General features: G+C 59.9%; 20 protein-coding genes. 11 read left to right on the forward strand and 9 right to left on the reverse strand.

Annotation, left to right across the window (positions count from 1 at the left end):
- Positions 1–109: 109 nt before the first annotated feature.
- From ASF70_RS12950 to ASF70_RS12960, 3 genes are all read left to right on the forward strand, one after another.
- A complete protein-coding gene (locus tag ASF70_RS12950) occupies positions 110–1120 on the forward strand; it encodes a DNA-directed RNA polymerase subunit alpha (protein ID WP_062457714.1) in 1011 nt (336 codons plus the stop codon).
- A 46-nt stretch (positions 1121–1166) separates the two neighbouring features.
- A complete protein-coding gene (gene rplQ, locus ASF70_RS12955; RefSeq protein WP_062457711.1) occupies positions 1167–1592 on the forward strand; it encodes a 50S ribosomal protein L17 in 426 nt (141 codons plus the stop codon).
- An 85-nt stretch (positions 1593–1677) separates the two neighbouring features.
- Positions 1678–2091, forward strand: a complete 414-nt coding sequence (locus ASF70_RS12960) for a DUF2809 domain-containing protein (RefSeq protein ID WP_062580271.1) — start codon at positions 1678–1680, stop codon at positions 2089–2091.
- Here the strand turns inward: ASF70_RS12960 and ASF70_RS12965 are convergent.
- A complete protein-coding gene (locus ASF70_RS12965; RefSeq protein ID WP_062580272.1) occupies positions 2063–2935 on the reverse strand; it encodes a DUF817 domain-containing protein in 873 nt (290 codons plus the stop codon). The genes ASF70_RS12960 and ASF70_RS12965 overlap by 29 nt on opposite strands.
- Before the next feature lie 170 nt (positions 2936–3105).
- On the opposite strand from ASF70_RS12965, the gene ASF70_RS12970 reads away from it, so the two are divergent.
- From ASF70_RS12970 to ASF70_RS12980, 3 genes are all read left to right on the forward strand, one after another.
- The gene (locus ASF70_RS12970) at positions 3106–4059 is read left to right on the forward strand and encodes a helix-turn-helix domain-containing protein (RefSeq protein WP_062580274.1); all 954 of its coding nucleotides are present in this window, start codon (positions 3106–3108) and stop codon (positions 4057–4059) included.
- A 132-nt stretch (positions 4060–4191) separates the two neighbouring features.
- Positions 4192–5700: an aldehyde dehydrogenase gene (gene adh / locus ASF70_RS12975; protein WP_062580275.1), complete on the forward strand. Its 1509-nt coding sequence runs from the start codon at positions 4192–4194 to the stop codon at positions 5698–5700.
- An 80-nt stretch (positions 5701–5780) separates the two neighbouring features.
- Entirely contained in the window at positions 5781–6161 is a 381-nt protein-coding gene (locus ASF70_RS12980) for a DUF779 domain-containing protein (protein WP_062457697.1), read from the forward strand.
- Between the two features lie 9 nt (positions 6162–6170).
- On the opposite strand, the gene msrQ is transcribed toward ASF70_RS12980, so the two are convergent.
- Positions 6171–6818, reverse strand: coding sequence for a protein-methionine-sulfoxide reductase heme-binding subunit MsrQ (gene msrQ, locus ASF70_RS12985; RefSeq protein ID WP_062580277.1), 648 nt, complete (start codon positions 6816–6818; stop codon positions 6171–6173).
- Positions 6819–6820: 2 nt separating this feature from the next.
- On the reverse strand, positions 6821–7768 hold the full coding sequence (gene msrP / locus ASF70_RS12990; RefSeq protein WP_062580278.1) for a protein-methionine-sulfoxide reductase catalytic subunit MsrP: 948 nt from the start codon (positions 7766–7768) through the stop codon (positions 6821–6823).
- 190 nt (positions 7769–7958) lie between these two features.
- On the opposite strand from msrP, the gene ASF70_RS12995 reads away from it, so the two are divergent.
- Positions 7959–8381 (forward strand): DUF4112 domain-containing protein, encoded by a 423-nt coding sequence (locus ASF70_RS12995; RefSeq protein ID WP_062457688.1) that lies wholly within the window; start codon positions 7959–7961, stop codon positions 8379–8381.
- Between the two features lie 269 nt (positions 8382–8650).
- A complete protein-coding gene (gene ilvD / locus ASF70_RS13000) occupies positions 8651–10486 on the forward strand; it encodes a dihydroxy-acid dehydratase (protein WP_062580280.1) in 1836 nt (611 codons plus the stop codon).
- Between the two features lie 109 nt (positions 10487–10595).
- On the opposite strand, the gene ASF70_RS13005 is transcribed toward ilvD, so the two are convergent.
- Positions 10596–10961: a hypothetical protein gene (locus tag ASF70_RS13005; RefSeq protein ID WP_062580282.1), complete on the reverse strand. Its 366-nt coding sequence runs from the start codon at positions 10959–10961 to the stop codon at positions 10596–10598.
- Positions 10962–11275: 314 nt separating this feature from the next.
- On the opposite strand from ASF70_RS13005, the gene ASF70_RS13010 reads away from it, so the two are divergent.
- Positions 11276–12703: a DegQ family serine endoprotease gene (locus ASF70_RS13010; protein ID WP_062580284.1), complete on the forward strand. Its 1428-nt coding sequence runs from the start codon at positions 11276–11278 to the stop codon at positions 12701–12703.
- A gap of 13 nt (positions 12704–12716) precedes the next feature.
- The gene (locus tag ASF70_RS13015; RefSeq protein WP_062580286.1) at positions 12717–14033 is read left to right on the forward strand and encodes a replication-associated recombination protein A; all 1317 of its coding nucleotides are present in this window, start codon (positions 12717–12719) and stop codon (positions 14031–14033) included.
- Between the two features lie 3 nt (positions 14034–14036).
- Here ASF70_RS13015 and ASF70_RS13020 read toward each other — a convergent pair whose 3' ends face one another.
- The 3 genes from ASF70_RS13020 to ASF70_RS13030 all read right to left on the reverse strand — a co-directional run bounded on the left by ASF70_RS13020 (position 14037) and on the right by ASF70_RS13030 (position 15977).
- Positions 14037–14357, reverse strand: a complete 321-nt coding sequence (locus ASF70_RS13020) for a DUF1883 domain-containing protein (RefSeq protein ID WP_062457672.1) — start codon at positions 14355–14357, stop codon at positions 14037–14039.
- Between the two features lie 314 nt (positions 14358–14671).
- Positions 14672–15676: a 2-dehydropantoate 2-reductase gene (locus ASF70_RS13025; RefSeq protein WP_062580288.1), complete on the reverse strand. Its 1005-nt coding sequence runs from the start codon at positions 15674–15676 to the stop codon at positions 14672–14674.
- An 82-nt stretch (positions 15677–15758) separates the two neighbouring features.
- Positions 15759–15977, reverse strand: coding sequence for a hypothetical protein (locus ASF70_RS13030; protein ID WP_062457666.1), 219 nt, complete (start codon positions 15975–15977; stop codon positions 15759–15761).
- A gap of 302 nt (positions 15978–16279) precedes the next feature.
- Between ASF70_RS13030 and ASF70_RS13035 the strand changes: the two genes are divergently transcribed.
- Complete coding sequence (locus ASF70_RS13035; protein WP_062580290.1) at positions 16280–16906, forward strand: outer membrane protein; 627 nt, start codon at positions 16280–16282, stop codon at positions 16904–16906.
- Between the two features lie 223 nt (positions 16907–17129).
- On the opposite strand, the gene ASF70_RS13040 is transcribed toward ASF70_RS13035, so the two are convergent.
- Complete coding sequence (locus tag ASF70_RS13040; RefSeq protein WP_244474035.1) at positions 17130–18530, reverse strand: DUF882 domain-containing protein; 1401 nt, start codon at positions 18528–18530, stop codon at positions 17130–17132.
- 401 nt (positions 18531–18931) lie between these two features.
- Positions 18932–22756: a vitamin B12-dependent ribonucleotide reductase gene (locus tag ASF70_RS13045; protein ID WP_062580292.1), complete on the reverse strand. Its 3825-nt coding sequence runs from the start codon at positions 22754–22756 to the stop codon at positions 18932–18934.
- Positions 22757–23523 lie beyond the last annotated feature (767 nt).

The raw sequence follows: 23523 nt of genomic DNA on the forward strand, positions 1-23523 counted from the left end.
CTGAAAGAGTCGAGGCGGCTTTCACCGTATAGCCGGAAGGGTATTTCCGGTGTTCCTCGTGCTCGGTTACCACGATTGGATGGTGGTAACGAACGGAAGGTAGTAGGTCATGATCCAGAAGAACTGGCAGGAACTGATTAAGCCGAACAAGGTGGAGTTTTCCTCTTCCGGCCGTACAAAGGCAACGCTTGTTGCTGAGCCTCTCGAGCGCGGCTTCGGCCTGACGCTCGGCAACGCGCTTCGTCGCGTACTTCTGTCGTCGCTGCGCGGTGCTGCTGTTACCGCAGTGCAGATCGACGGCGTTCTGCACGAATTCTCCTCCATCCCCGGCGTTCGGGAAGATGTGACGGACATCGTGCTGAACATCAAGGAAATCGCCATCAAGATGGATGGTGACGATTCCAAGCGTATGGTCGTGCGCAAGCAGGGCCCGGGCTCCGTTACCGCCGGCGACATTCAGACGGTTGGCGATATCGAGATCCTCAACCCCGACCACGTGATCTGCACGCTCGACGAGGGTGCTGAGATCCGTATGGAATTCACGGTCAACAACGGCAAGGGCTACGTTCCTGCCGATCGTAACCGTGCGGAAGATGCTCCGATCGGTCTCATCCCGGTCGACAGCCTGTATTCCCCGGTCAAGAAAGTGTCCTACAAGGTGGAAAACACCCGTGAAGGCCAGGTTCTCGACTATGACAAGCTGACCATGACCATCGAAACCGATGGTTCGGTCTCGGGTGAAGACGCCGTAGCCTTCGCCGCTCGTATCCTTCAGGACCAGCTGTCGGTCTTCGTCAACTTCGACGAGCCGCAGAAGGAAGCAGAAGAGGAAGCCGTCACCGAACTCGCGTTCAACCCGGCGCTCCTCAAGAAGGTCGACGAACTGGAACTTTCCGTCCGTTCGGCCAACTGCCTGAAGAACGACAACATCGTCTATATCGGCGACCTCATCCAGAAGACCGAAGCCGAGATGCTCCGCACTCCGAATTTCGGTCGCAAGTCGCTGAACGAGATCAAGGAAGTTCTGGCATCCATGGGCCTCCATCTTGGTATGGAAGTTCCTGCATGGCCGCCGGAAAACATCGAAGATCTCGCCAAGCGTTACGAAGACCAATACTAACAGGATCAGACTGCAGGCGAATGCCTGCAAGTGAAGGAGACACACCATGCGTCACGGAAATTCGGGCCGTAAGCTCAACCGCACCGCAAGCCACCGCAAGGCCATGTTTGCCAACATGGCGGCTTCGCTCATCACCCATGAGCAGATTGTAACAACCCTGCCGAAGGCGAAGGAAATTCGCCCGATCGTCGAAAAGCTTGTCACCCTCGGCAAGCGCGGCGACCTGCACGCTCGTCGTCAGGCGATCTCGCAGATCCAGGATCAGGACGCTGTTCGCAAGCTGTTCGATGCCATCGCTTCGCGTTACGCAACCCGCAACGGCGGCTACCTGCGCATCATGAAGGCCGGCTATCGTCAGGGCGACAACGCTCCGATGGCTGTCATCGAATTCGTCGAGCGCGACGTCGATGCCAAGGGCGCAGCCGACAAGGCTCGCGTTGCTGCTGAAGCAGAAACTGCCGAAGCCGCATAATTCGATCCCAGGATCGCACTTTTCGAAAAGGCCGGGTGGAAACGCCCGGCCTTTTCTTTTGGGAAATGAGGGGGCGGGCTCGAGCATGACTGCACCACGATCCATACGCGTTCAGCGCTGCCTCGCCACGCTGCTTGTGATCTGCGCGGGGTTTCTGCTGCGCCGCTTCGGTTACGATCTCGGTCTTTCCTTCTTTGTCGTGAAATACGGTGGGTCAGTTCTCTGGGGTGCGATGGTGTTTCTTGCGTTGGCCACGCTGACCGGATCGGTGAACATCGGCAGGCTCGCCTTTGCGGCATTCCTCATCGCCCTTATCGTCGAATTCTCAAGGCTCTATCACCCGCCCGAGTTGGATGCGTTTCGACTGACGACGGCCGGCAAACTGTTGCTCGGACGGGTGTTTTCCCTGTGGCATATCGCAGCTTACGCTTTCGGTATCGGGACTGCCGCATTTGTCGAGGCGTGGGGCCTCAAACGGGGACGTAGATCTTCTGTTTGATATGCTTGAGATTCGCAACGATCGTGAATGTCATCACCACCAGCAGGGACCACGAACTCCATTTGCCAAGATGCACGACCGACCACGCCCCGATCTGGTTCGGATATTGCCAGATCCCGAAAAAGGTCGAGATATTCTCCGCCAGCCAGATGAAGAAGCCGATCAGCACGAACGCGATGAGAAGCGGCATCCGTCTTTCGCGATCGTAGGGCCGGTAGGTGACGGTGGTGCGGGCGTAAAGGCCGAGCGCGCAGGCAGCGATATTCCAGCGATAGTCGCCGATGAAATGGTGGGTGAAGAAATTCGCGTAGATTGCAATCGCGATCAGGCCGGCCATCCAGTAGCTGGGATGGTGGTGGATCCGCAGATCGAAAAGCCGCCAGGCCTGGATGATGTAGCTCCCCACGGCGGCATACATGAAGCCGGAAAACAGCGGCACGCCAAGCACTTTCGCGTAGGCGAAGTCAGGGTAGGACCATGACTGGATGCTGCCGGAGGTCTTGAACACCTCGAGCGCAAAGCCGACCACGTGGAAAAGACCGATCGCTTTTGCCTCATCCCAGGTTTCTAGCTTGCTCCAGATCATAAGGGACTGGATTGCCAGCGCGATGATTAGCAGAACGTCGTAGCGCGGGATGCCGAGCACGCCCGTTCGCGGAACGATGAAGATCGACACAAAAAACAGGCCGGCGAACAGGCAGGCCCGCGCTTCCTTGATGCCGAAGTAGAGAAACTCGATGACGAAACGCGTGATACCGTGGATCTCTCCAAACGGCCGATGGTTGCAAAGATAGACATCCAGCAAGGATAGTCGTCCGCCGTCCGCAGTCGATTCTGGTGTCATCAAAACATCTCCGCTGCACGGACTGAAGCCTGCGGTGACTGTGACTGTCAAGTTCGGGGGATGGCAGGCTGACCGGCCTGCCGAATGACTGAAGCTCCCTATATCGCTGTTGCCACATCCCGTTTTTTTAGCGACAATCGAGCCGTGACGCATTTGGTGGGAGGAGCCCGATGCATGACCCTGTTTCCCATGCCGACCAAGTCTACGCGTCGGCCAATTCCCCTGTCGCGAGTTCAGCTGTAGTCGCGTCCTGGCGCCGCTGCATGACCATGCATCACTTGGCGCCAGAGGACCGGCGGATGCCGGAGCGGGTGACAGAGCAGGAACTTGACGTCGCCCGAAAACAGTCGGAGCGTCTTATCGGGCAGGCGAGGGACGAGCTCGATCGGCTGTTCATGGTCGTCGGTCGCGCCGGCTGCTGCATCCTGATGACCGACAGCAAAGGTATCGCGCTTGACCGTCGCGGCGCAGCGGGCGACGACAAGGATTTTCGTGCGCTGGGCCTCTGGACCGGCTCGGTCTGGACCGAGGAGAGTATCGGGACCAACGGGATCGGCACCGCAATCGCCGACGACCGGCCGATATCGATCATCCGCGACCAGCACTTCTTTGCATCCAATATCGATCTGAGCTGCACGACTGCGCCCATTCGTGATCACCGTGGAGTTCTGGCCGGCGCGCTCGATGTCTCGACGTGCCGAAGTGACGCAAACGAAGGCACGATCGCCATCCTGTCGCAGACGGTGCGTGAGGCGGCATCCCGGATCGAGCTGAACCTGTTCCGAAACGCGTTTCAAGGTGCCCGCTTCGTGATGGTGCCGAGTGAGACGGGATCTCCAATGGCGCTCCTGGCTGTAGATCGCGACGACCTTGTGATCGGTGCCACGCGTGCTGCGCGATCGGCGCTGCGTCTGGACGACGATCGGATTGCGGAAGGGATCCCGGCCTCCGATCTACTTAACGAATCGAGCAGGGATGCGCGCGAACTCCTGGGCGATGCCGAGCGCTCGGCGCTTCTTCGGGCGTTGTCTCGTGTCCACGGCAACGTCTCGCTGGCAGCCCAGGTGCTCGGCGTCAGCCGTTCCACCCTGCATCGCAAGATGAAGCGATTTGGCATTCAATGACGGGGAGTTTTGTCGCAGACTTGCGACAGAGTGCATCGCGGTATCGCGGGTGAGGCCTGTTTTCACCACGCCAGAAGCGCAGATTCTGTTCCATCGGGTTCGCTTTGAACCTGTTCATCATGGGAGGATGACATGCTGCACCAGAAAATCGTTGAGTCACCGTTCAAGCTCAAATACGGCAACTATATCGGCGGTGAGTGGAAAGAACCGATCAGCGGCAAGTATTTCGACAACGTCACGCCGATCACCGGCGGCAAGATCTGCGAGATCCCGCGGTCTGACGAAAAGGATGTCAATGCGGCGCTCGACGCTGCACACGCCGCCAAGGAAAAATGGGGCCGCATGGCGCCGGCTGACCGCTCGAACATCCTGATGAAGATCGCCCAGCGGATGGAAGACAAGCTGGAAGTTCTGGCGCAGGCCGAAACCTGGGACAACGGCAAGCCGATCCGTGAGACAATGGCAGCCGACATCCCGCTCGCCATCGATCACTTCCGCTATTTCGCATCCTGCATCCGTGCCCAGGAAGGTTCGATCAGTGAAATCGACCACGATACGGTCGCCTATCACTTCCACGAACCGCTTGGCGTCGTCGGCCAGATCATTCCGTGGAATTTCCCGATTCTGATGGCCGCCTGGAAGCTTGCACCGGCGCTTGCCGCCGGCAACTGCGTTGTCATCAAGCCGGCCGAGCAGACGCCGGCCTCGCTTCTGGTCTGGGCGGAACTCGTCGGTGACCTCCTGCCACCCGGCGTGCTGAATATCGTCAATGGTTTCGGCCTCGAAGCCGGAAAACCTCTTGCGACCAGCAACCGGATTGCCAAGATCGCCTTTACAGGAGAGACCACGACAGGCCGGCTGATCATGCAATATGCCAGCCAAAACCTTATCCCTGTCACGCTCGAACTTGGCGGCAAGTCGCCGAACATCTTCTTCGCCGATGTGATGAATGAAGACGACGATTTCCTCGACAAGGCGCTGGAAGGCTTTGCGATGTTCGCGCTGAACCAGGGCGAAGTCTGCACATGCCCCAGCCGCGCACTGATCCAGGAATCGGTTTACGATCGTTTCATGGAGCGGGCGGTCAAACGCGTCGAAGCCATCACGCAGGGCAACCCGCTCGATAGCTCGACCATGATTGGCGCGCAGGCATCCTCGGAGCAGATGGAAAAGATTCTGTCCTATCTCGACATCGGCAAGCAGGAGGGCGCGGAAGTCCTGACCGGCGGCGTCAAGAACGATCTCGGCGGCGAGTTGGCGAACGGCTACTACATCAAGCCGACGATCTTCAAGGGCCACAACAAGATGCGGATCTTCCAGGAGGAGATCTTCGGACCGGTAGTGTCGGTAACGACCTTCAAGGACGAAAAGCAGGCGCTGGAGATCGCCAACGATACGCTGTACGGGCTCGGCGCCGGCGTGTGGACCCGCGACGGCAACCGCGCCTATCGCTTCGGCCGGGAGATCCAGGCCGGCCGCGTGTGGACCAATTGCTATCACGCCTATCCCGCGCATGCGGCATTTGGCGGGTACAAGCAGTCCGGGATTGGTCGCGAAAACCACAAGATGATGCTCGACCACTACCAGCAGACCAAGAACATGCTGGTGAGCTACAGCCCGAAGAAGCTCGGGTTCTTCTGATCGATCTCAACCCAAGCATGGGCTCCCGGCTGCAGGGTCGGGAGCCTTTTCAATGTCTCGATGCGAACAGGAATGACATGATGGATGCGACAATCAACGGCGAACCGCGCGTCACGGCCACGGATTCCGCGCTGAACTTCATTGCCGAGATCCAGGCGGACCACCCGGACATCCTGTTCCACCAATCAGGCGGCTGCTGCGACGGGTCGTCACCCATGTGCTATCCGAAGGGCGATTTCATGCTTGCCGACCACGACGTGAAGCTGGGCGAAATCGGCGGCGTGCCGGTCTATATCAGCGGGAGCCAGTTCGAGGCCTGGAAGCACACACAGCTGATTATCGATGTCGTGCCCGGTAGGGGCGGCATGTTCTCGCTCGACAATGGGCGTGAAAAGCGCTTCCTCACCCGGTCACGACTATTCGGCGGCGGTGAGGCCTGCGCGATACCTGCCATACGTTGACGCCGCCCACTATGTCGTGGTGGCGGGACGTGCCGGACGGGTCTTGCCGCGCTTCCAGTTGAGGAACGGCTTCCTCAGCGGCCGGTAGGCGAGCAGCAGCCCGATCGCTGCGATATGGATAAACGGAACGAGCGTCACCGACTTCACCGCGAGCACATAGTGGAGCGCGCCGCCCAGTGCCACGAGATAGATCAGCTTGTGCATTTTCACCCAGGTCTGTCCGAGCTTGCGGATCGACCAGTTGTTGGATGTCACCGCAAGCAGGATCAGCAGCAGCAGGCAGGCAAAGCCGATTGTGATATAGGGGCGCCGCACGATATCGCTGCCAACAGCGCCGAAGTTCAGCTGCAGATCGAGCAGAAGATAGACGCTGAAATGGAACACGACGTAATAGAAGGCGAGCAGCCCTAGCGCACGGCGATAGCGGATCCAGTTGATCCCGAGAATATCGCGAAGGGGCGTGACGGCGAGCGTCAGGATGATGAAACGCAACGCCCAGATGCCGATCAGGTGCTCGAACGTCTTGACCGGATTGAAACCCAGCCCGCCCGTCGCGGCCTGATAGAAGTACCACGCCGCGGGACAAAGCCCCACGACGTAAAGTGCCCAGATGCTGGCGGCATGGTATCGGCGGGGCAGGGCTGGGATCGAGAGCATGGTCAGTAGTTCGCTTTCAGGTCCATGCCGGTATAGAGGCTCGCTACTTCGTTCGCATAGCCGTTGAAGGGCAGGGTATCGACGCGCTTGGTTCCGAAGAAGCCGCCTTCGCCGATTCGCTGTTCGGTCGCCTGACTCCAGCGCGGATGGTCGACAGCCGGATTGACGTTGGAATAGAAACCATATTCCCGGGCGTTCGAATTCTTCCAGGTGGTCTGTGGCTGCTCTTCGACCAGCTTGATCTTGACGATCGACTTGATCCCCTTGAACCCATACTTCCACGGCACCACGAGCCGGATCGGCGCACCGTTCTGGTTGGGCAGCGTTTCGCCGTAGAGACCGACAGCGAGAATGGTCAGCGGATGGCGCGCTTCGTCAAGGCGCAGGCCTTCGACATAAGGCCAGGGTAGAGCCTGGAAGAGACCGCCTTGGCCGGGCATTTCCTCGGGACGCACGACCGTCTCGAACGCCACGTATTTCGCGCTGCCAAGCGGCTCGACCTGGTCGAGGATCGCCGCCAGGGGGAAACCGATCCACGGGATCACCATCGACCATCCCTCGACACAGCGCATGCGGTATGTCCGCTCCTCGAGCTTCATCTTGAGGATCTCGTCGAGACCGAATTCCTTCGGCTTGCCCACCATGCCCTCGACCTTGACGGTCCAGGGTGTCGGTTTGAACGCACCGGAATTCTGCGAGGGATCTTCCTTGCCGACGCCGAACTCGTAGAAATTGTTGTAGGTGGTGACGGCTTCTTTAGGCGTCAGCTTTTCGTCCAGCTTGTAGGGGCCGGGCGATGCGCTGAGAGCCGCAGCGAATGCGCTTGAGCCTCCAAGGACTGAAAGGCCGGCGCCCGCGGCGACGGTGCCCACGAAATTCCGGCGCGACAGATAGATGTCGCGCGGCGTGATCTCAGTCGGCGAAATGTGGGGTGGGCGAAATGCGGGCATGGCGGATCTCCTTCAGGCAAAAGCCTATCCTGTGCTTATACGTACCGCCGACAGGTTTGGTTTCACAGAGGCGGAGGAAAGGCATTAAACCACGTTTGCGTGAAAGAATTAGCGTTGAAACATACGCTAAGCCTTGAACCGGGAAATCGCATGCTCATTTCAGCTTTGACATTAATCAAGGATAGTGAGTATGGCGACGAAAACCTGGGATGCTGCCAGCGAACGCTTCACGGAAACCGATGCGGGCCGGATCGATCGACTGCGGCGTTTGCGGCGTATCCACGGCGTCGCCCGTATGATGGATACGGCGATCGGTATTCCCGGCACCCGGTTTCGGTTTGGTGCCGATTCCATCATGGGCCTTGTTCCGCTCGTGGGCGATGCCGGGGGCGCATTGATTGGCCTATATATCGTCAACGAGGCCCGCCGCATGGGTGTGCCGAACGACAAGCTTGCAAAGATGATCGGCAACCTTGCGGTCGATTCTGTCGTCGGCAGCGTGCCGCTGGCCGGTGATCTGTTCGACGTCTTCTTCAAGTCGCACCGCCGCAACCTCAACATCGTTCTCGACCATTTCGGTGTGACGGCGGACGACCTCCGCGCAAAGCGATAGCGGACACGAGAAGAGGGTGAGGGACGGTGACGTTGCCTCACTCCTCAAGCGCCACGCCGAAGCAGAACCGCTATGAAACTTCGGCCTGGCCTACATCGCTGGGCAGATTTTTACCGCGCTGGTGAGAACCGTACCGTACCGTACTGTTTTTCGCCCCATTGCTAGTGACACTGGCTTTAGCCTGCAGTAGGACGGAGAAAACAAGGTCCTTTGCGCCGCGTCATCCAACGCGGTAAATAGCAATTGCTGAACGCGATCGAGGAAACACCATGCCTGTCTATCGTTCAAGAACCACGACCCACGGCCGCAACATGGCTGGCGCGCGCGGCCTCTGGCGCGCCACCGGCATGAAGGACGGCGATTTCGGCAAGCCGATCATCGCGGTGGTCAATTCCTTCACCCAGTTCGTGCCGGGCCATGTCCACCTCAAGGATCTCGGCCAGCTGGTTGCCCGCGAAATCGAGGCCGCCGGCGGCGTCGCCAAGGAGTTCAACACGATCGCCGTCGATGACGGCATCGCCATGGGCCACGACGGCATGCTGTACTCGCTGCCGTCGCGCGAGATCATCGCCGACTCCGTCGAGTACATGGTCAACGCCCACTGCGCCGACGCCATGGTCTGCATCTCCAACTGCGACAAGATCACCCCCGGCATGCTGAATGCCGCCATGCGCCTGAACATCCCGGCCGTCTTCGTCTCAGGTGGCCCCATGGAGGCCGGCAAGGTCGTCCTGCACGGCAAGACCGTTGCGCTCGACCTCGTCGATGCCATGGTTGCAGCCGCCGACGACAAGATGTCGGACGAGGACGTGACCGCGATCGAAAAGGCGGCCTGTCCGACCTGCGGCTCGTGCTCCGGCATGTTCACCGCAAACTCGATGAACTGCTTGACCGAAGCGCTCGGCCTGTCGCTGCCCGGTAATGGCTCGACGCTCGCCACCCATTCGGACCGCCGTCGCCTGTTCGTCGAAGCCGGTCACCTGATCGTCGATATCGCACGCCGCTACTACGAGCAGGATGACGAACGGGTCCTGCCGCGCAATATCGCCACCAAGGAGGCGTTCGCAAACGCCATGTCGCTCGATATCGCGATGGGCGGCTCGACCAATACGGTTCTCCACATCCTGGCGGCTGCCTATGAGGGCGGCGTCGATTTCGGCATGGAGGATATCGACAAGCTGTCGCGCAAGGTGCCGTGCCTGTCCAAGGTCGCGCCGGCCAAGAGCGATGTCCACATGGAAGACGTTCACCGCGCCGGCGGCATCATGCGTATCCTGGGCGAACTCGAACGCGGCGGTCTGATCAACCGGGACTGCTACACGGTTCACGAAGCAACGCTCGGCGATGCGATCGACCGCTGGGACATCACTCGCACCAATTCCGAGAGCGTCCGCGATTTCTTCAAGGCAGCACCCGGAGGCGTTCCCACTCAGGTTGCCTTCAGCCAGTCTTCGCGTTGGGACGAGCTCGATACGGATAGCGACACGGGCATCATCCGCTCGGTTGAAAATCCCTTCTCCAAGGATGGCGGCCTGGCGGTTCTCTACGGCAATATCGCGGCCGACGGCTGCATCGTGAAGACCGCAGGCGTCGATGAGTCGGTCCTCAAGTTCAGCGGTCCCGCTGTCGTTTTCGAAAGCCAGGATGCGTCGGTCAAGGCAATCCTCAGCAACGAGGTCAAGGCCGGCGATGTCGTCGTTATCCGCTACGAAGGTCCAAAGGGCGGACCGGGCATGCAGGAAATGCTCTATCCGACCAGCTATCTGAAGTCGAAGGGCCTCGGCAAGGCCTGCGCGCTGATCACCGACGGCCGCTTCTCCGGCGGTACATCCGGCCTGTCGATCGGTCACGCTTCCCCAGAAGCAGCCCAGGGTGGCGCGATCGGACTGGTCCGTCAGGGCGATATGATCGAGATCGATATTCCGAACCGGACCATCCATCTGGCGGTTTCGGATGCGGAACTCTCGGCCCGCCGCCACGAGCAGGATGCACTCGGCTGGAAGCCGTCCGCACCCCGCAAGCGCAACGTCACGACAGCCCTCAAGGCCTATGCGGCGTTTGCGTCGAGTGCTGACAAGGGTGCGGTCCGGATTCTGCCTGAGTAAGTCTCGGGTCGAACCAACTCCGCAGACAGAGATCTCAAAACTTCAAAGGCCTCGGTGCACAACACCGAGGCCTTTGTCTTTGATCGTTCCAGTGAACGTCGCTTAAGGACTAAAGCGGTTCCTTGCTCAGTCCGCTAAACGCTTCCTGCAACTGCTTCATCCGCTCCGCATAGGCCGTCGTCAGGCATTGGACGTCTGCCTCGCAAGCCCGACGCTTCTTCAGCCAGTCGCTTTGTTCCTGGCGCAGCTGGTCGCGATTGCCCATGGCGAGCAGGCTGGTCAGGATGTCGAATGTGGTGACCATCTTCACATCGGCATCGTTCAGCGTGCGTGTGTCGCAGATCACCTTCTCGTCGGCGACCAGATCGGTCTTCTCGCAATCGAAGCTCGCCGCCGCTGCCGGGTGAGGGGCAAGGGAAAGGCCGGCGCTCAGGACAAGTGCAGCCACGCCGGTGGCCGCGAATATGGTTTTCATGCTGGAACGCTCCTGTGTGCAGTCTCTGGAGCCGATCCTTGCAAGGCATCGTAAACTCCCGTGGACAAAGATGATGCACATAAGCCAGATGGCAAGGATTATGGGGGCTAGGATCGTGCTGAAAAGCCGATGCTTTTTGCGGATGAGCTGGAAGCAGCAACACCCGCCCACGGGCTTTGTCCGGCAGCGTCTTTCCCTGCCTGCGCCAGATACCCATATAGGCGGTCGCAAGGACGCTGCATCCGGTTTCGGGCACCTTTCTTTTGCCGCGTGCGGCGCTACAACGTCATCCAGCAATTTGTAAGAGGAATCACATGTCCAGCACGCTCAAGCGACCGTTCGAACGGCATCTCAGGCAGCTCTCGCTCAGCGTCGTCCTGCTCGCGGCATTGGCCCCCGCTGGCGCCTTTGCGCAGGACCAGAAGACGGTGCCGCAAAGCCGGCAGGAAATGCAGCTCTCGTTCTCGCCGCTGGTCAAGCAAACCTCCGGTGCCGTCGTCAACGTCTATGCCGAGCGCGTCGTGCAGCGCCCGAACCTGTTTTCCGGCGACCCCTTCTTCGAGCAGTTCTTCGGCCAGCGCATGCCGAACCGTTCGGAAAAGCAGTCTTCGCTCGGTTCCGGTGTCATTCTCTCCGGCGACGGTCTTGTCGTTACCAACAATCACGTCATCGAAGGCGCTGATGATATCAAGATCGCCTTGGCGGACGGCCGGGAGTTTCCCTGCGAACTCGTCCTGAAAGACGAGAGCGTCGATCTGGCCGTGTTGCGGATCAAGGCGAAGGAAAATTTTCCGGTTCTGCCGCTGGCCGATTCCGATCGCACCGAGGTCGGTGATCTCGTCCTTGCGATCGGCAATCCGTTTGGTGTCGGCCAGACAGTCACCAGCGGCATCGTGTCGGCGCTTGCCCGCAACCAGGTGTCGTCGGGAGATTTCGGCTTCTTCATCCAGACCGACGCGTCGATCAATCCCGGTAACTCCGGCGGCGCGCTGATGAACATGAATGGCGAACTGATCGGCATCAACACCGCGATCTTCTCGCGCGGTGGCGGATCGAACGGGATCGGCTTCGCCATTCCGGCAAATCTTGTCAAGGTCTTCCTGGCGGCTGCCTCCGAAGGCAAGTCGGTCTTCGACCGTCCCTATGTCGGCGCGACCTTCGATGCCGTGACCTCTGACGTCGCCGAAGCGCTCGGCTTGAAGGCCGCCCGCGGCGCTCTGGTCTCGCGTGTCGTCGAAGGCGGTCCGGCCGACAAGGCAGGATTGAAGCCCGGCGAGGTCGTGACGGCCGTCAATGGCATTCCAGTCGAGCATCCCGATGCGCTCGGCTACCGGCTGACGACGGCTGGCCTCGGCAAGGGAGCGAAATTGAGCGTCCAGACGCCCGACGGCATGCGCGACCTTCAGCTAGCACTCAATTCCGCGCCGGAAAGCACGCCGCGCGACGAGCGGGTGCTGGAAGGCCGCAATCCCTTCGCCGGTCTTCGGATTGCCAACCTGTCACCGAAACTCGCCACGGAACTGCGCATGCCCACAGACAAGAGCGGCGTCGTCGTCACCGACGTCTCGCGCGGCTCGCCTGCCGGTCGTCTTGGCTTCCAGCCACAGGACATCGTCGTCTCGCTGAACGGCGAGGCGGTCGCTTCGACGACTGTCATGGAAAAGATGCTCCGCACCGATCCGGGGTTCTGGCGGGTCGAGATCGAACGCAAGGGCCAGCGTATCCGGCAGTTCTTCCGATGAACGGTAAGGGCTGATGAGCGACGACCTGTTTGCACCGAAAGTCCCAGAAGAGGTCGCCAGCCGGCGGCCGCTTGCCGACCGGTTGCGGCCGAAGACGCTCTCGGAGGTGACAGGTCAGGCTCATCTGACGGGTGACGATGGCGTACTTCGTCGCATGATCGATTCCGGCTCGCTCGGATCGATGATCTTCTGGGGTCCGCCCGGTACCGGCAAGACGACCGTCGCGAGGCTGTTGTCGGGCGAGGCGGGCCTCGCTTTCGAACAGATTTCTGCGATTTTTTCCGGCGTCGCGGATCTGAAGAAAGTGTTCGAATCGGCACGCCTGAGACGCATGCAGGGCCGCCAGACGCTTCTCTTCGTCGACGAGATCCACCGCTTCAACCGCGCCCAGCAGGACAGTTTCCTGCCCGTCATGGAAGACGGCACGGTGATCCTCGTGGGCGCTACCACCGAGAACCCGAGTTTCGAACTCAACGCCGCTCTTCTCTCTCGCGCGCGCGTTCTGACCTTCCGCAGTCACGACGAGGAGAGCCTCAGCGAACTTTTGGAACGCGCTGAGCAAGTGGAGGCAAAGCCGCTGCCGCTCGATGACGGCGCGCGTGCAAGCCTGATTCGGATGGCGGACGGAGACGGCCGTGCGGTTCTGACGCTCGCCGAGGAAATCTGGCGTGCGGCAAGGACGGGTGAGGTGTTCGACACCGTCGGTCTCACCGAGATCGTCCAGCGCCGCGCCCCTGTCTACGACAAGGCACAGGACGGCCACTACAATCTCATCTCCGCGCTCCACAAGTCGGTGCGGGGCTCGGATCCCGATGCCGCACTTTATTACCTCGCGAGGATGTTCGATGCCGGCGAGGACCCGCTCTATCTCGGCCGACGTCTGGTACGGATGGCCGTGGAGGATATCGGCCTTGCCGACCCGCAGGCGCTTGTCGTGTGCAATGCCGCCAAGGATGCCTACGACTATCTAGGCTCGCCTGAAGGGGAGCTGGCGCTCGCCCAGGCCTGCGTCTATCTGGCGACAGCCCCGAAATCGAATGCGGTCTACATGGCCTTCAAGGCGGCCACCCGGGCTGCCAAGGAAAACGGCTCGCTTCTGCCACCCAAGCATATCCTCAATGCCCCGACCAAGCTGATGAAGGCAGAGGGCTATAATGACGGGTATCGCTACGATCACGACGAGCCCGACGCATTTTCAGGCCAGAACTACTTCCCGGAAAAAATGGGCCGCCAGACCTATTACGATCCCCCGGAGCGTGGCTTCGAGCGTGACATCAGAAAGCGTCTCGACTGGTGGTCGAAGCTGCGCAAGGAGCGCGGCGGCAGCTAAGCCTCAGGAAGCCCTGGCGATGCCTGGTTTCTGCGCCTGACCCGGTGCCGCGACGAGCCTCACCGAAGACTCGGCCAGAGCGTGATGCCCTTCCATATCCACCACCAGATGCCAGTGGCCGTTTTCCGGAACGGCGATCCGCAGCGGCGATTTCTTCGCAACGCCGCCGACGAACTTGAAATCGAGTTGTTCCGTAAACCGCTGGTAGTTCGCAGCAGTCATCAGGCGGACGTTGTTCACCCCATTGAGCGTGACTTCAATGATCGTGCCGGCGCGCTGCGGTTTGAGATCATAATGCGTGTAGCGAAAATTCGGACCTGCCATGCTTGCCTCATTCATGCCAGTATATGGGTACAACAATCCTACAGACACCCGGTTAAAGATCTATGGAACCTACTGCGTTCCTGGGTGTTATTTAAGCATGATGCCGACGCGCTGAGCCACCAGCCCGCTGGCAAGACAGATAAAGCAAGGCGATGTTTCCCCCCGCGTCGCCCAAAAACGACAAAATATTTGACCTCCAATCTACCTGGTCCCGCTGCTCCCCGCAGCGGGACTTTTCTTTTTCTGGTTTCGTAAAAAGCTTTCTCTACAGAGACTTGAAGCGATTTCCGGACTCAGGTCGAGAGCGATTTGATTCAGTTTGTGAGGTGCTGGCGGTCCAGTTGAGCGGTCAGCGCAAAGATGGTTTCGCACACAGGCGTTGGCACGCCGGCCAGTTTTCCGAGCGACACGACCATGCCCGTCAACGGCACGATCTCCAGCGCCTTGCCCGCAAGTAGATCCTGAAGCATCGAGGTTTTTACTGGCCCGAAACCTTGCGCTCTCGCAAACATTTCATCGGCCGTCTGGGTGAACCTCGCACCAAACGCGGTGCCGACGGCCTGAACCTCGTTGATGATTTTCCGAACGATTTCGGCGATATCCGGGTTTGACATCATGTCGATCATCAAGGCGCGGGTGAGGGCGCTGATGGGATTGAAGGCGGCGTTGCCACGAAGCTTCGCCCAGATCTCGTCTCTGATCCGCGGCGTTGCCTTGGCATCGAGATCGCAGCGCTGGAAAAGGTCCACGATCGCCGACAGGTCGTCGGACATCTCGCCGCTGGGTTCTCCGAGAAAGAAGTGGCCTTTGCCGTTCAGGCGTGTCTTGCCGGGTTCGATGATTTCTGCACCTTGATACGCGACGCAACCGATCACGCGTTCCGGACCGATGGCGTTCCAGATGCAACTGTCTGCGTCGAGCTCGGGGATCTGCCGGCCTCCAAAGCCGCTTTCCATATCCCCATGGAAATACCACCAAGGAATTCCGTTCAGGATCATCACGACGCGCGTGCTTTCGCCAAGCAGTGCCGCCAGACCATCTGTTGCGGCTGCGAGCTGATGGCCCTTCAAACCGGTAATTATAAGATCCTGTGGAGGCAGACTGAACGGATCATCCGTCGCGGCAACGAGTACGCGGACCGGATCGATGCCCGTGTCTTCATAAACGACGTTTAACCCGTTCTCTCGGATTGCCTTAAGCTGTGCGCCTCGCGCCACAACCGACAGCTCCGTGTCGGCTCCTGATCCCGCCGCTATCTTTGCGGCAAATGCACTTCCGAGCGCGCCCGCGCCATATACGCAAATTCTTCTGAACGTCATCTGTCCTCGCTGCATTCCGACGTAAGTCGGAAGCAGTGTAGGGGAGCGGTAGAAGCGAGGCGACCGATAATTTCGGCCTGTCCTAGTGCGAGGGGTTGTTCGGCAGCAGTTCGTTCATTCGCAGTTCGTCGATTGCTGTGACAGCCTCTTCCGCGGTCCAGCCGGCCTTCAGGGCCGCTGCAATCATCCTTACTTCCGCCTCTTCCTCGAGCGCAAGAAACAGCGGCTCGAGCGCTTCCTGGACGGTCAGGACATTCTCCTCCGGCGACGGGACGGACTGCCGTGCGGTATTCGTCAGCATGTGCGGTTCTCCTCTGTGATGGTCGAATCTATCCAATTTAACGACCCCCGAAAAGGTTCCCAAAAAACGTCGATTTTGCGGGCTTTCTGGCATCCCAATATCGTGATCTGAAGATATCGCACAAAGGTCGTTCCGGACGGACGCAGTTAACGATGCGTTTATGAATTCGTGAAAATAAATCGCAATACGGTGCGGGATTGTCCTCGCTATCTGGGCTGGGTTGCCTGGATCGTCCCGCGGCTTTCAGCCGGTTGTATCGCCTGCGCATCCGCCACTTGCAGGCTTTGTATGGAGTAAACGCAATGACCCAGAAGACACTTGCCCTGGCGCTCGTCGCCGCCTTTGCCGCCAGCCCCGTTATGGCTGCGGATCTCACCAGCGCCTATGAGGCGCCCGCCTACAGCGAACCTGCGAGCGAACCGGCCGGTTGGTCAGGTGCTTATGTCGGTGGACACGGCGGTGTAACGTCGCCGAGGATCAACCCGTTTGCCAGCGGCAAGGGCCTCAACCTCGGCGTTCACGGCGGCTACAACCACGACCTGGGCGGCGCTATCGTTGGTGGCGAACTCGATTACTCCTATCTCGGCGATGCCGACGTGAAGGCCCGCGGCGGCAAGCTGTCCGAGCGTCATCGCATGGCCGCCAAGGTCAAGGCTGGTGTTCCGCTCGACCAGACGCTGCTTTACGGCACGACCGGTCTTGCCATGACGAAGTATCGCGATGGCGACAATGTTACCGGCCCGGACGGCTGGAAGCCTGGCCTCCTGCTGGGTGCCGGCATCGAGCAGAAGCTGACCGGCAACATCTCGGCCCGCGTCGAGTACAACTATGTCATGACCGACAACGTCAAGAGCTCCTACCAAGGCGTCGAAACCCGTACGGACGTTCATGACCACTCGGTTACCGCTGGCGTGAACTACAGGTTCTGATTAATCCGGTCACACCCGGAACGGAAAAGGCTCGCTCACGCGGGCCTTTTTTCGTTGGGGACTTGGGCTGAGCCGTCTCAACGGTTTGCCTATCGATGTCCGTCGGGAAACGCTGCGAGCCACAACTTCTGCCCCATCGCTCATCCCATAAACTCAAAAGGCCCGCAATCGCGGGCCCTCTTCATGATCGGTATGAAAACGATGGGTCTGAACCGGTGGCCGATCAGCCGTCCGACCAGAACCGGCTATGATCGAACTCTTCGGCAATACCGAGCGGCAGAGGCTCTGCGTTGCTGGGTTTTGCAGTCAGATCCGTCAGCGTGCGGCCGACGACGAGCGGCGCGGTCATTCCGGTCGATGCGCCGGGGGGCGAGATCGCCCAGGAGATCAAAACGTCTTCGCCATCAAACTCGTCTTCCGGATCGATCTGCGGCCCGGTGATCGGCAGCGATGCCAGCGAGTGTCTTGGTTCTGGAAGTCCTTTCGCCGGCGCAGCAAGGGCGAGGGCGGGTACGAAGCCCGGTGCAGGGCGCGGCAGCATCGGCATGCTGTTTCCGAGCGCGGACGCCGATGCGGCCGTCGGTGCCGGACCAAGCGAGGCGGTTTCGATGACGGCGGCAGGAGCCGATGACGCGGTTTCAGCCGCCGGACGCAGGCCCGGGGCCGGGATTGCGAGAGATGCCAGATCGGCAAAGGCGGGTACCGGCGCCACGGCAACCGTCGCACGCGCCGATGGCCGTGGCGTCGTCTGCTCGTCGAGTGCTGCAAGCGCGCGGCTGCGTGGTGTTGGCAGCATCGCGGTGATCAGGCCGCTGCCGACCCGTTTTCCGGCACCTGCATCATCGTCGGCCTCGATATCTATGGTCGCACGCGCAATAGCGATCGACTTGCCGCTGCCACGGCGTTTGAGATCGGCCATCGCGACGCTATAGCCCTGGAGCGGTCTTCCGTCGGCGGGAACATGGATGGTTCTGCCGTTCGGGAAGATACGCGCCAGCTCCTGCCGCGACAGACGTGGCCAGGCTCGGACATTGCCGACATCCACATGCAGGAAGGGCGAGCCGGATGTCGGGTAATAACCGACGCCGCCGCCCTGGATCTGAACAGCGATGGCCCGCAGCGTCGAAAGCTTGACGCCGGGAATGTAGAGATCGATCGCCTTGCCAAGCATATGCTGGCTCTTGCGCGCAACCCCGGTGGAGCGTGAGCGACCGCGCAGCATGTTGTTGGTGGCAGGCGAACGATAGGCCGATACGACGTGGATGTAATTGTTGGTGCCGGAACGCTCGTAGATCTCCCAGACGAGATCGAGCAGGTTCGGATCCATTCGCGCCGTCTCGTTGCGGCGCCAGTCGCGCAGGAACCGGTTCATCTGGGCAAGACCCTTCTGATCCAGCCTGCCGTCCCGCTTGTAGGTAATCGTCGCCTTTTCGCCCGTATGGGTAAAATAGAGCTTGAGAGACCGATCCTCGGCAAAGGCAAACGACGCCGATCCCAACAAAGCCGCCACCGCAAGCCCGGCTGCGCCCGCAGACCGTGCAGCCTTGCCGGCCGCTTGCGAGGCGAGGTTCACAAGTGCGCGTGCAGCACCGGGTACAGACTTAATCGACAGAGACTGGGACACGACAAACCCGCTTTACGCAAACTGTGACAGCGGGATGCGAAAACCGCAGCCCGGCGAATACGGGACCATTATGGTCAACGAAAAGCTAACGGGAGGTTGATGCCCGCAAGGCGAAGTGCGGTGACACGGCTTTGTGAAGTGGGGTGGGCCACGCGAGCGTCAAACCGGATTGCAGGTCATGCCGTTGCTGGCCATGGGTCGCCAGCGCTCTAAGCTCGGTTCCTCGCTTTTGGCATACACGGGAAAGACTGTTTCGAGGGAACAGCTACGAACAGAGTTTATTCAGTGTTTGAGGAAAAGGCCGCAAGAAAAATCCCCGCACTGAACATCATCAGTGCGGGGATCAGGTTAGACTAATTTGGCTCAGGTGAGGGCTAGCCGCTCACCAATCCCGTCTCAAATCAGCTGCAGCCGCTCGTTGCGCCGCAGGTGTCGCACTTTTCGCATGTTCCGTTGCGGACCATGGTGAAGTTCTGGCACTCGGTGCACATGTTGCCGGTGTAGCCCTGCATGATCGACTTCATGCGGCGATCGGCTTCCTTCTTCTTGGCTTCCGCCTTGGCAGCGGCAGCGTCTGCCTCGGCCTTGTCCGAGAAGAGGGCGGTTGCGACCTGCTGGCCTTCGTCGGCAAGCTGCTCGTCGGCGATGTCATCTGCCACTTCGCGAGGCCGCTCTTCGTAGTCGCGTTTGAAGGACACGACTTCCGATGTGGAGATCGCAAGCGTGGTCTCGAGCTTGCGGGCAGCCGAGCCGGCAAACGATGTGACGTTGCCGCCGCCGCTGCCGACCGAGGCCTTTGCCGCGGAGCCCCCTGCCGAACCCTTCGGCTCGTTGCCAGCCAACCGGTCGGAACCACCCGAGACGAGGGTCGGCTTGTAGCCGCGCGTCCAGCCGGTGGAGAGAAGGTTGGTCTTGCCTTCCTCGATACCCTTGCCAAGTGCCGTCTGCGAGAAGTCCGACGTATCCACATGCGCCAGATCGTGACGGCCGAGATAGGACACGGCCAGTTCGCGGAACACGTAGTCGAGGATCGACGTGGCGTTCTTGATCGCGTCATTGCCCGTCACGATGCCGGCCGGCTCGAACTTGGTGAAGGTGAAGGCCTCCACATATTCCTCGAGCGGCACGCCGTACTGGAGACCGAGCGAGATGGCGATGGCGAAGTTGTTCATCATTGCACGGAAGGCGGCGCCTTCCTTGTGCATGTCGATGAAGATCTCGCCGATGCGGCCGTCACCGAATTCACCTGTGCGCAGATACACCTTGTGTCCGCCGACATTGGCCTTCTGGGTGTAACCCTGGCGGCGGTTCGGCAGCTTTTCCCGTTCGCGGGTGACGCGTTCGACAATCCGCTCGACTATCTTTTCGGTGATCGTCACGGCCTGTGCGGCAGTTGGTGCTGCAATCAGGTCCTCGATCGCGTCCTCTGCATCGTCTTCGTCGATCAGCGAGGCGTTGAGCGGCTGCGACAGCTTCGAACCATCGCGGTAGAGGGCGTTGGCCTTCAGAGCCAGCTTCCAGGACAGCATGTAGGCCGCGCCGCAATCTTCGACGGTTGCCTCGTTCGGCATGTTGATCGTCTTGGAGATTGCGCCGGAGATGAACGGCTGGGCGGCCGCCATCATGCGGATGTGGCTTTCAACCGACAGGTAGCGCTTGCCGATCTTGCCGCACGGGTTGGCGCAATCGAACACCGGCAGATGCTCGTCCTTGAGGAACGGTGCGCCTTCCAGCGTCATCGCACCGCAAACGTGGATGTTGGCAGCTTCGATGTCCTTCTTCGAGAAACCGATATGCTCAAGCAGGTTGAAGCTCATGTCGGCGAGCTGCTCGTCGGAAACTTTCAGGGTTTCCTTGAGGAAGTCGGTGCCGAGCGTCCACTGGTTGAACACGAACTTGATGTCGAAGGCAGCCTTGGTTGCGCCGTTGATGGCAGCGATCTTCTCGTCGGAGAAGCCCTTTGCCCTCAGTGTGCCTGGGTTGACGCCGGGAGCCTGGTTGATGTTGCCGTGACCGACCGCATAGGCCTCGATTTCCGCAAGCTGGCTTTCGGTATAGCCGAGGCTGCGAAGCGCTTCCGGAACGGCACCGTTGATGATCTTGAAGTACCCACCACCGGCAAGCTTCTTGAACTTGACCAGTGCAAAGTCGGGCTCGATGCCGGTCGTGTCGCAGTCCATGACCAGACCGATCGTGCCTGTCGGCGCAATCACGGTTGTCTGGGCGTTGCGGTAGCCGTGCTTTTCACCCAGCTGCAGCGCCTTGTCCCAGGCAGCCTCTGCATGGATGACGAGATCCTGGTCCGGGTTTTCCGAGTGGATCAGCGCAACCGGATCGACCGACAGCTGCTCGTAGCCGGAGGTTTCGCCGTAAGCCGCGCGGCGGTGGTTGCGGATGACCCGCAGCATGCTTTCGCGGTTCGGTGCGAAATTCGCGAACGGTCCGAGTTCGCCGGCCATCTCGGCAGACGTCGCATAGGCAACGCCGGTCATGATCGCGGTCAGCGAGCCGGCAATGGCGCGGCCTTCCTTCGAGTCATACGGAATGCCCGACGACATCAGGAAGCCACCAATGTTGGCATAGCCGAGGCCGAGCGTGCGGTACTGGTAGGAGAGTTCGGCAATTTCCTTGGACGGGAACTGCGCCATCATGACCGAGACTTCGAGAACGACGGTCCACAGGCGGACCGAATGCTCGTAATCGGCAATGTTGATGTTCTTCGTCGCCGGGTTCTTGAACTGAAGAAGGTTCAGCGAAGCAAGGTTGCAGGCGGTGTCATCGAGGAACATGTATTCCGAGCACGGGTTCGAGCCGCGGATCGGTCCACCGGCCGGCGACGTGTGCCAGTCGTTCATCGTCGAGTTGAAGTGGATGCCCGGATCGGCAGATGCCCATGCGGCATAGGAAATCTGTTCCCAAAGGTCCTTTGCCTTCAGCGTCTTCATGACCTTGCCGTCCTTGCGGGCGGTCAGGTTCCAGTCGCCGTCATTCTCGACCGCCTTGAGGAAGTCGTCCTTTAGCGAGACAGAGTTGTTGGAGTTCTGGCCGGATACCGTGAGGTAGGCTTCCGAATCCCAGTCCGTGTCATAGGTCTTGAATTCAAGATCCTTGTAGCCCTGGCGGGCGAACTGGATGACGCGCTTGACGTAGTTTTCCGGAACTTGGTCCTTCTTGGCAGCTTTGATCTCGCGCTTCAGGGCAGGGTTCTTCAGCGGGTCATAGCACTCGTCGCCATCGGCCTCGCAGTTGACGCAAGCCTTCATGATCGCCTTCAGATGACGGTTGACGATCTTGGAGCCGGTGACGAGGGCCGCAACCTTCTGCTCTTCCTTGACCTTCCAGTTGATGTATTCCTCGATATCCGGATGGTCGATATCGACCACGACCATCTTCGCCGCGCGACGCGTCGTGCCGCCCGACTTGATGGCGCCGGCTGCACGGTCACCGATCTTGAGGAAGCTCATCAGGCCGCTGGAGCGACCGCCTCCCGAAAGCTTTTCGCCTTCGCCGCGCAGATGGCTGAAGTTGGAGCCGGTGCCGGAGCCGTACTTGAACAGGCGGGCTTCGCGAACCCACAGGTCCATGATGCCGCCTTCGTTGACGAGGTCATCGCCGACCGACTGGATGAAGCAGGCATGCGGCTGCGGATGCTCGTAGGACGACTTCGACTTGGTCAGCTTGCCGGTGAACGGGTCGATATAGAAATGGCCCTGGCCGGGACCGTCGATGCCATAGGCCCAATGCAGGCCGGTGTTGAACCACTGCGGGCTGTTCGGCGCAACGCGCTGGGTGGCAAGCATATAGGCAAGCTCGTCCATGAACGCGGACGCGTCGTCTTCCGACGTGAAATAGCCGCCCTTCCAGCCCCAGTAGGTCCAGGTACCGGCAAGACGCGAAAATACCTGGCGCGCATCGATTTCCGAACCGTAGCGCTCGCCTTCGGGAAGATCGCGCAGCGCCTTTTCATCGGCAACCGAACGCCAGAGGAACGACGGAACGTCGTTTTCTTCGACTTTCTTCAGGCGCGCAGGCACGCCGGCCTTCCGGAAATACTTCTGCGCCAGAACGTCCGTCGCAACCTGCGAGAACTGCGTGGGCACGTCGATATCCGCAAGCCGGAAGACGATCGAGCCATCCGGATTACGGATCTCGCTGGTTGCCTTGCGGAATTCAATCTCTCCGTAGGCGCCCGTTTCCGGCTTGGTGAAACGACGTTCGATGCGCATTGCCTAATCCCTCGTCAGTGAGGCGCCACTCGATGGGGCGCACGTGTTCATGCCGGCTGCTCGCCATCATGGGCAGCCGGTCAAAATTTTATCACCCAGTGAAACATCATGGATGGCATGTCTGTATCTTGTGATGGATGGTGGCTGCAAACACTAAATATAGTATTAACAGTTTCTTTCCGCCAGCGCCAGCACCGTTTCAGCAGACCATCGAGCGGCCATGGAAATCCGTCACCAGGCGATCCTCAAGAACCGCCACGACCTGCAGGAAACCCATTTTGACTCGAAAAAGAACCGGCCTCGTTACTCCCGGTCCAGTCGCCGCCGCAACCTGAAGGCAATGTCGACCTCCAGGGGAGATTCGTCAAGCCGTAGTTGTTAGTGGTTTCGTAACCACAAGATATTGTAGGTTTGGCTGTGGATAACGGGGAAGAAAAAACGTTGAGGAATCTCAGTGATTTACGACGTCAAGTACCGGACTGCGCGAAGTTCACGCAATTGGACGGCGTTCGCGATCAGGACTGCTTCGACAGTGCGACGCCTGTAAAGCAGGGACTTTGCCTATGCTCTGAAGCATCTGTGTGACACTGGCGACAATTTCGGATTATTTTCGAGGTTGGGAAAATGCGGTTCGCTCTGTTGACAGCCGGAAATGTTTCCAAACGGCACGTCTTGCAGGGGTAAGTCCATCGCTCCGATTTCTCATCCCTCGTATTCCGCAAATGTACCGTAAACGGTTTTCGTATATCTAACCGGGATGGAAGTAG

The sequence above is a fragment of the Rhizobium sp. Leaf321 genome (assembly GCF_001423215.1).
Lineage (GTDB): Bacteria > Pseudomonadota > Alphaproteobacteria > Rhizobiales > Rhizobiaceae > Neorhizobium > Neorhizobium soli.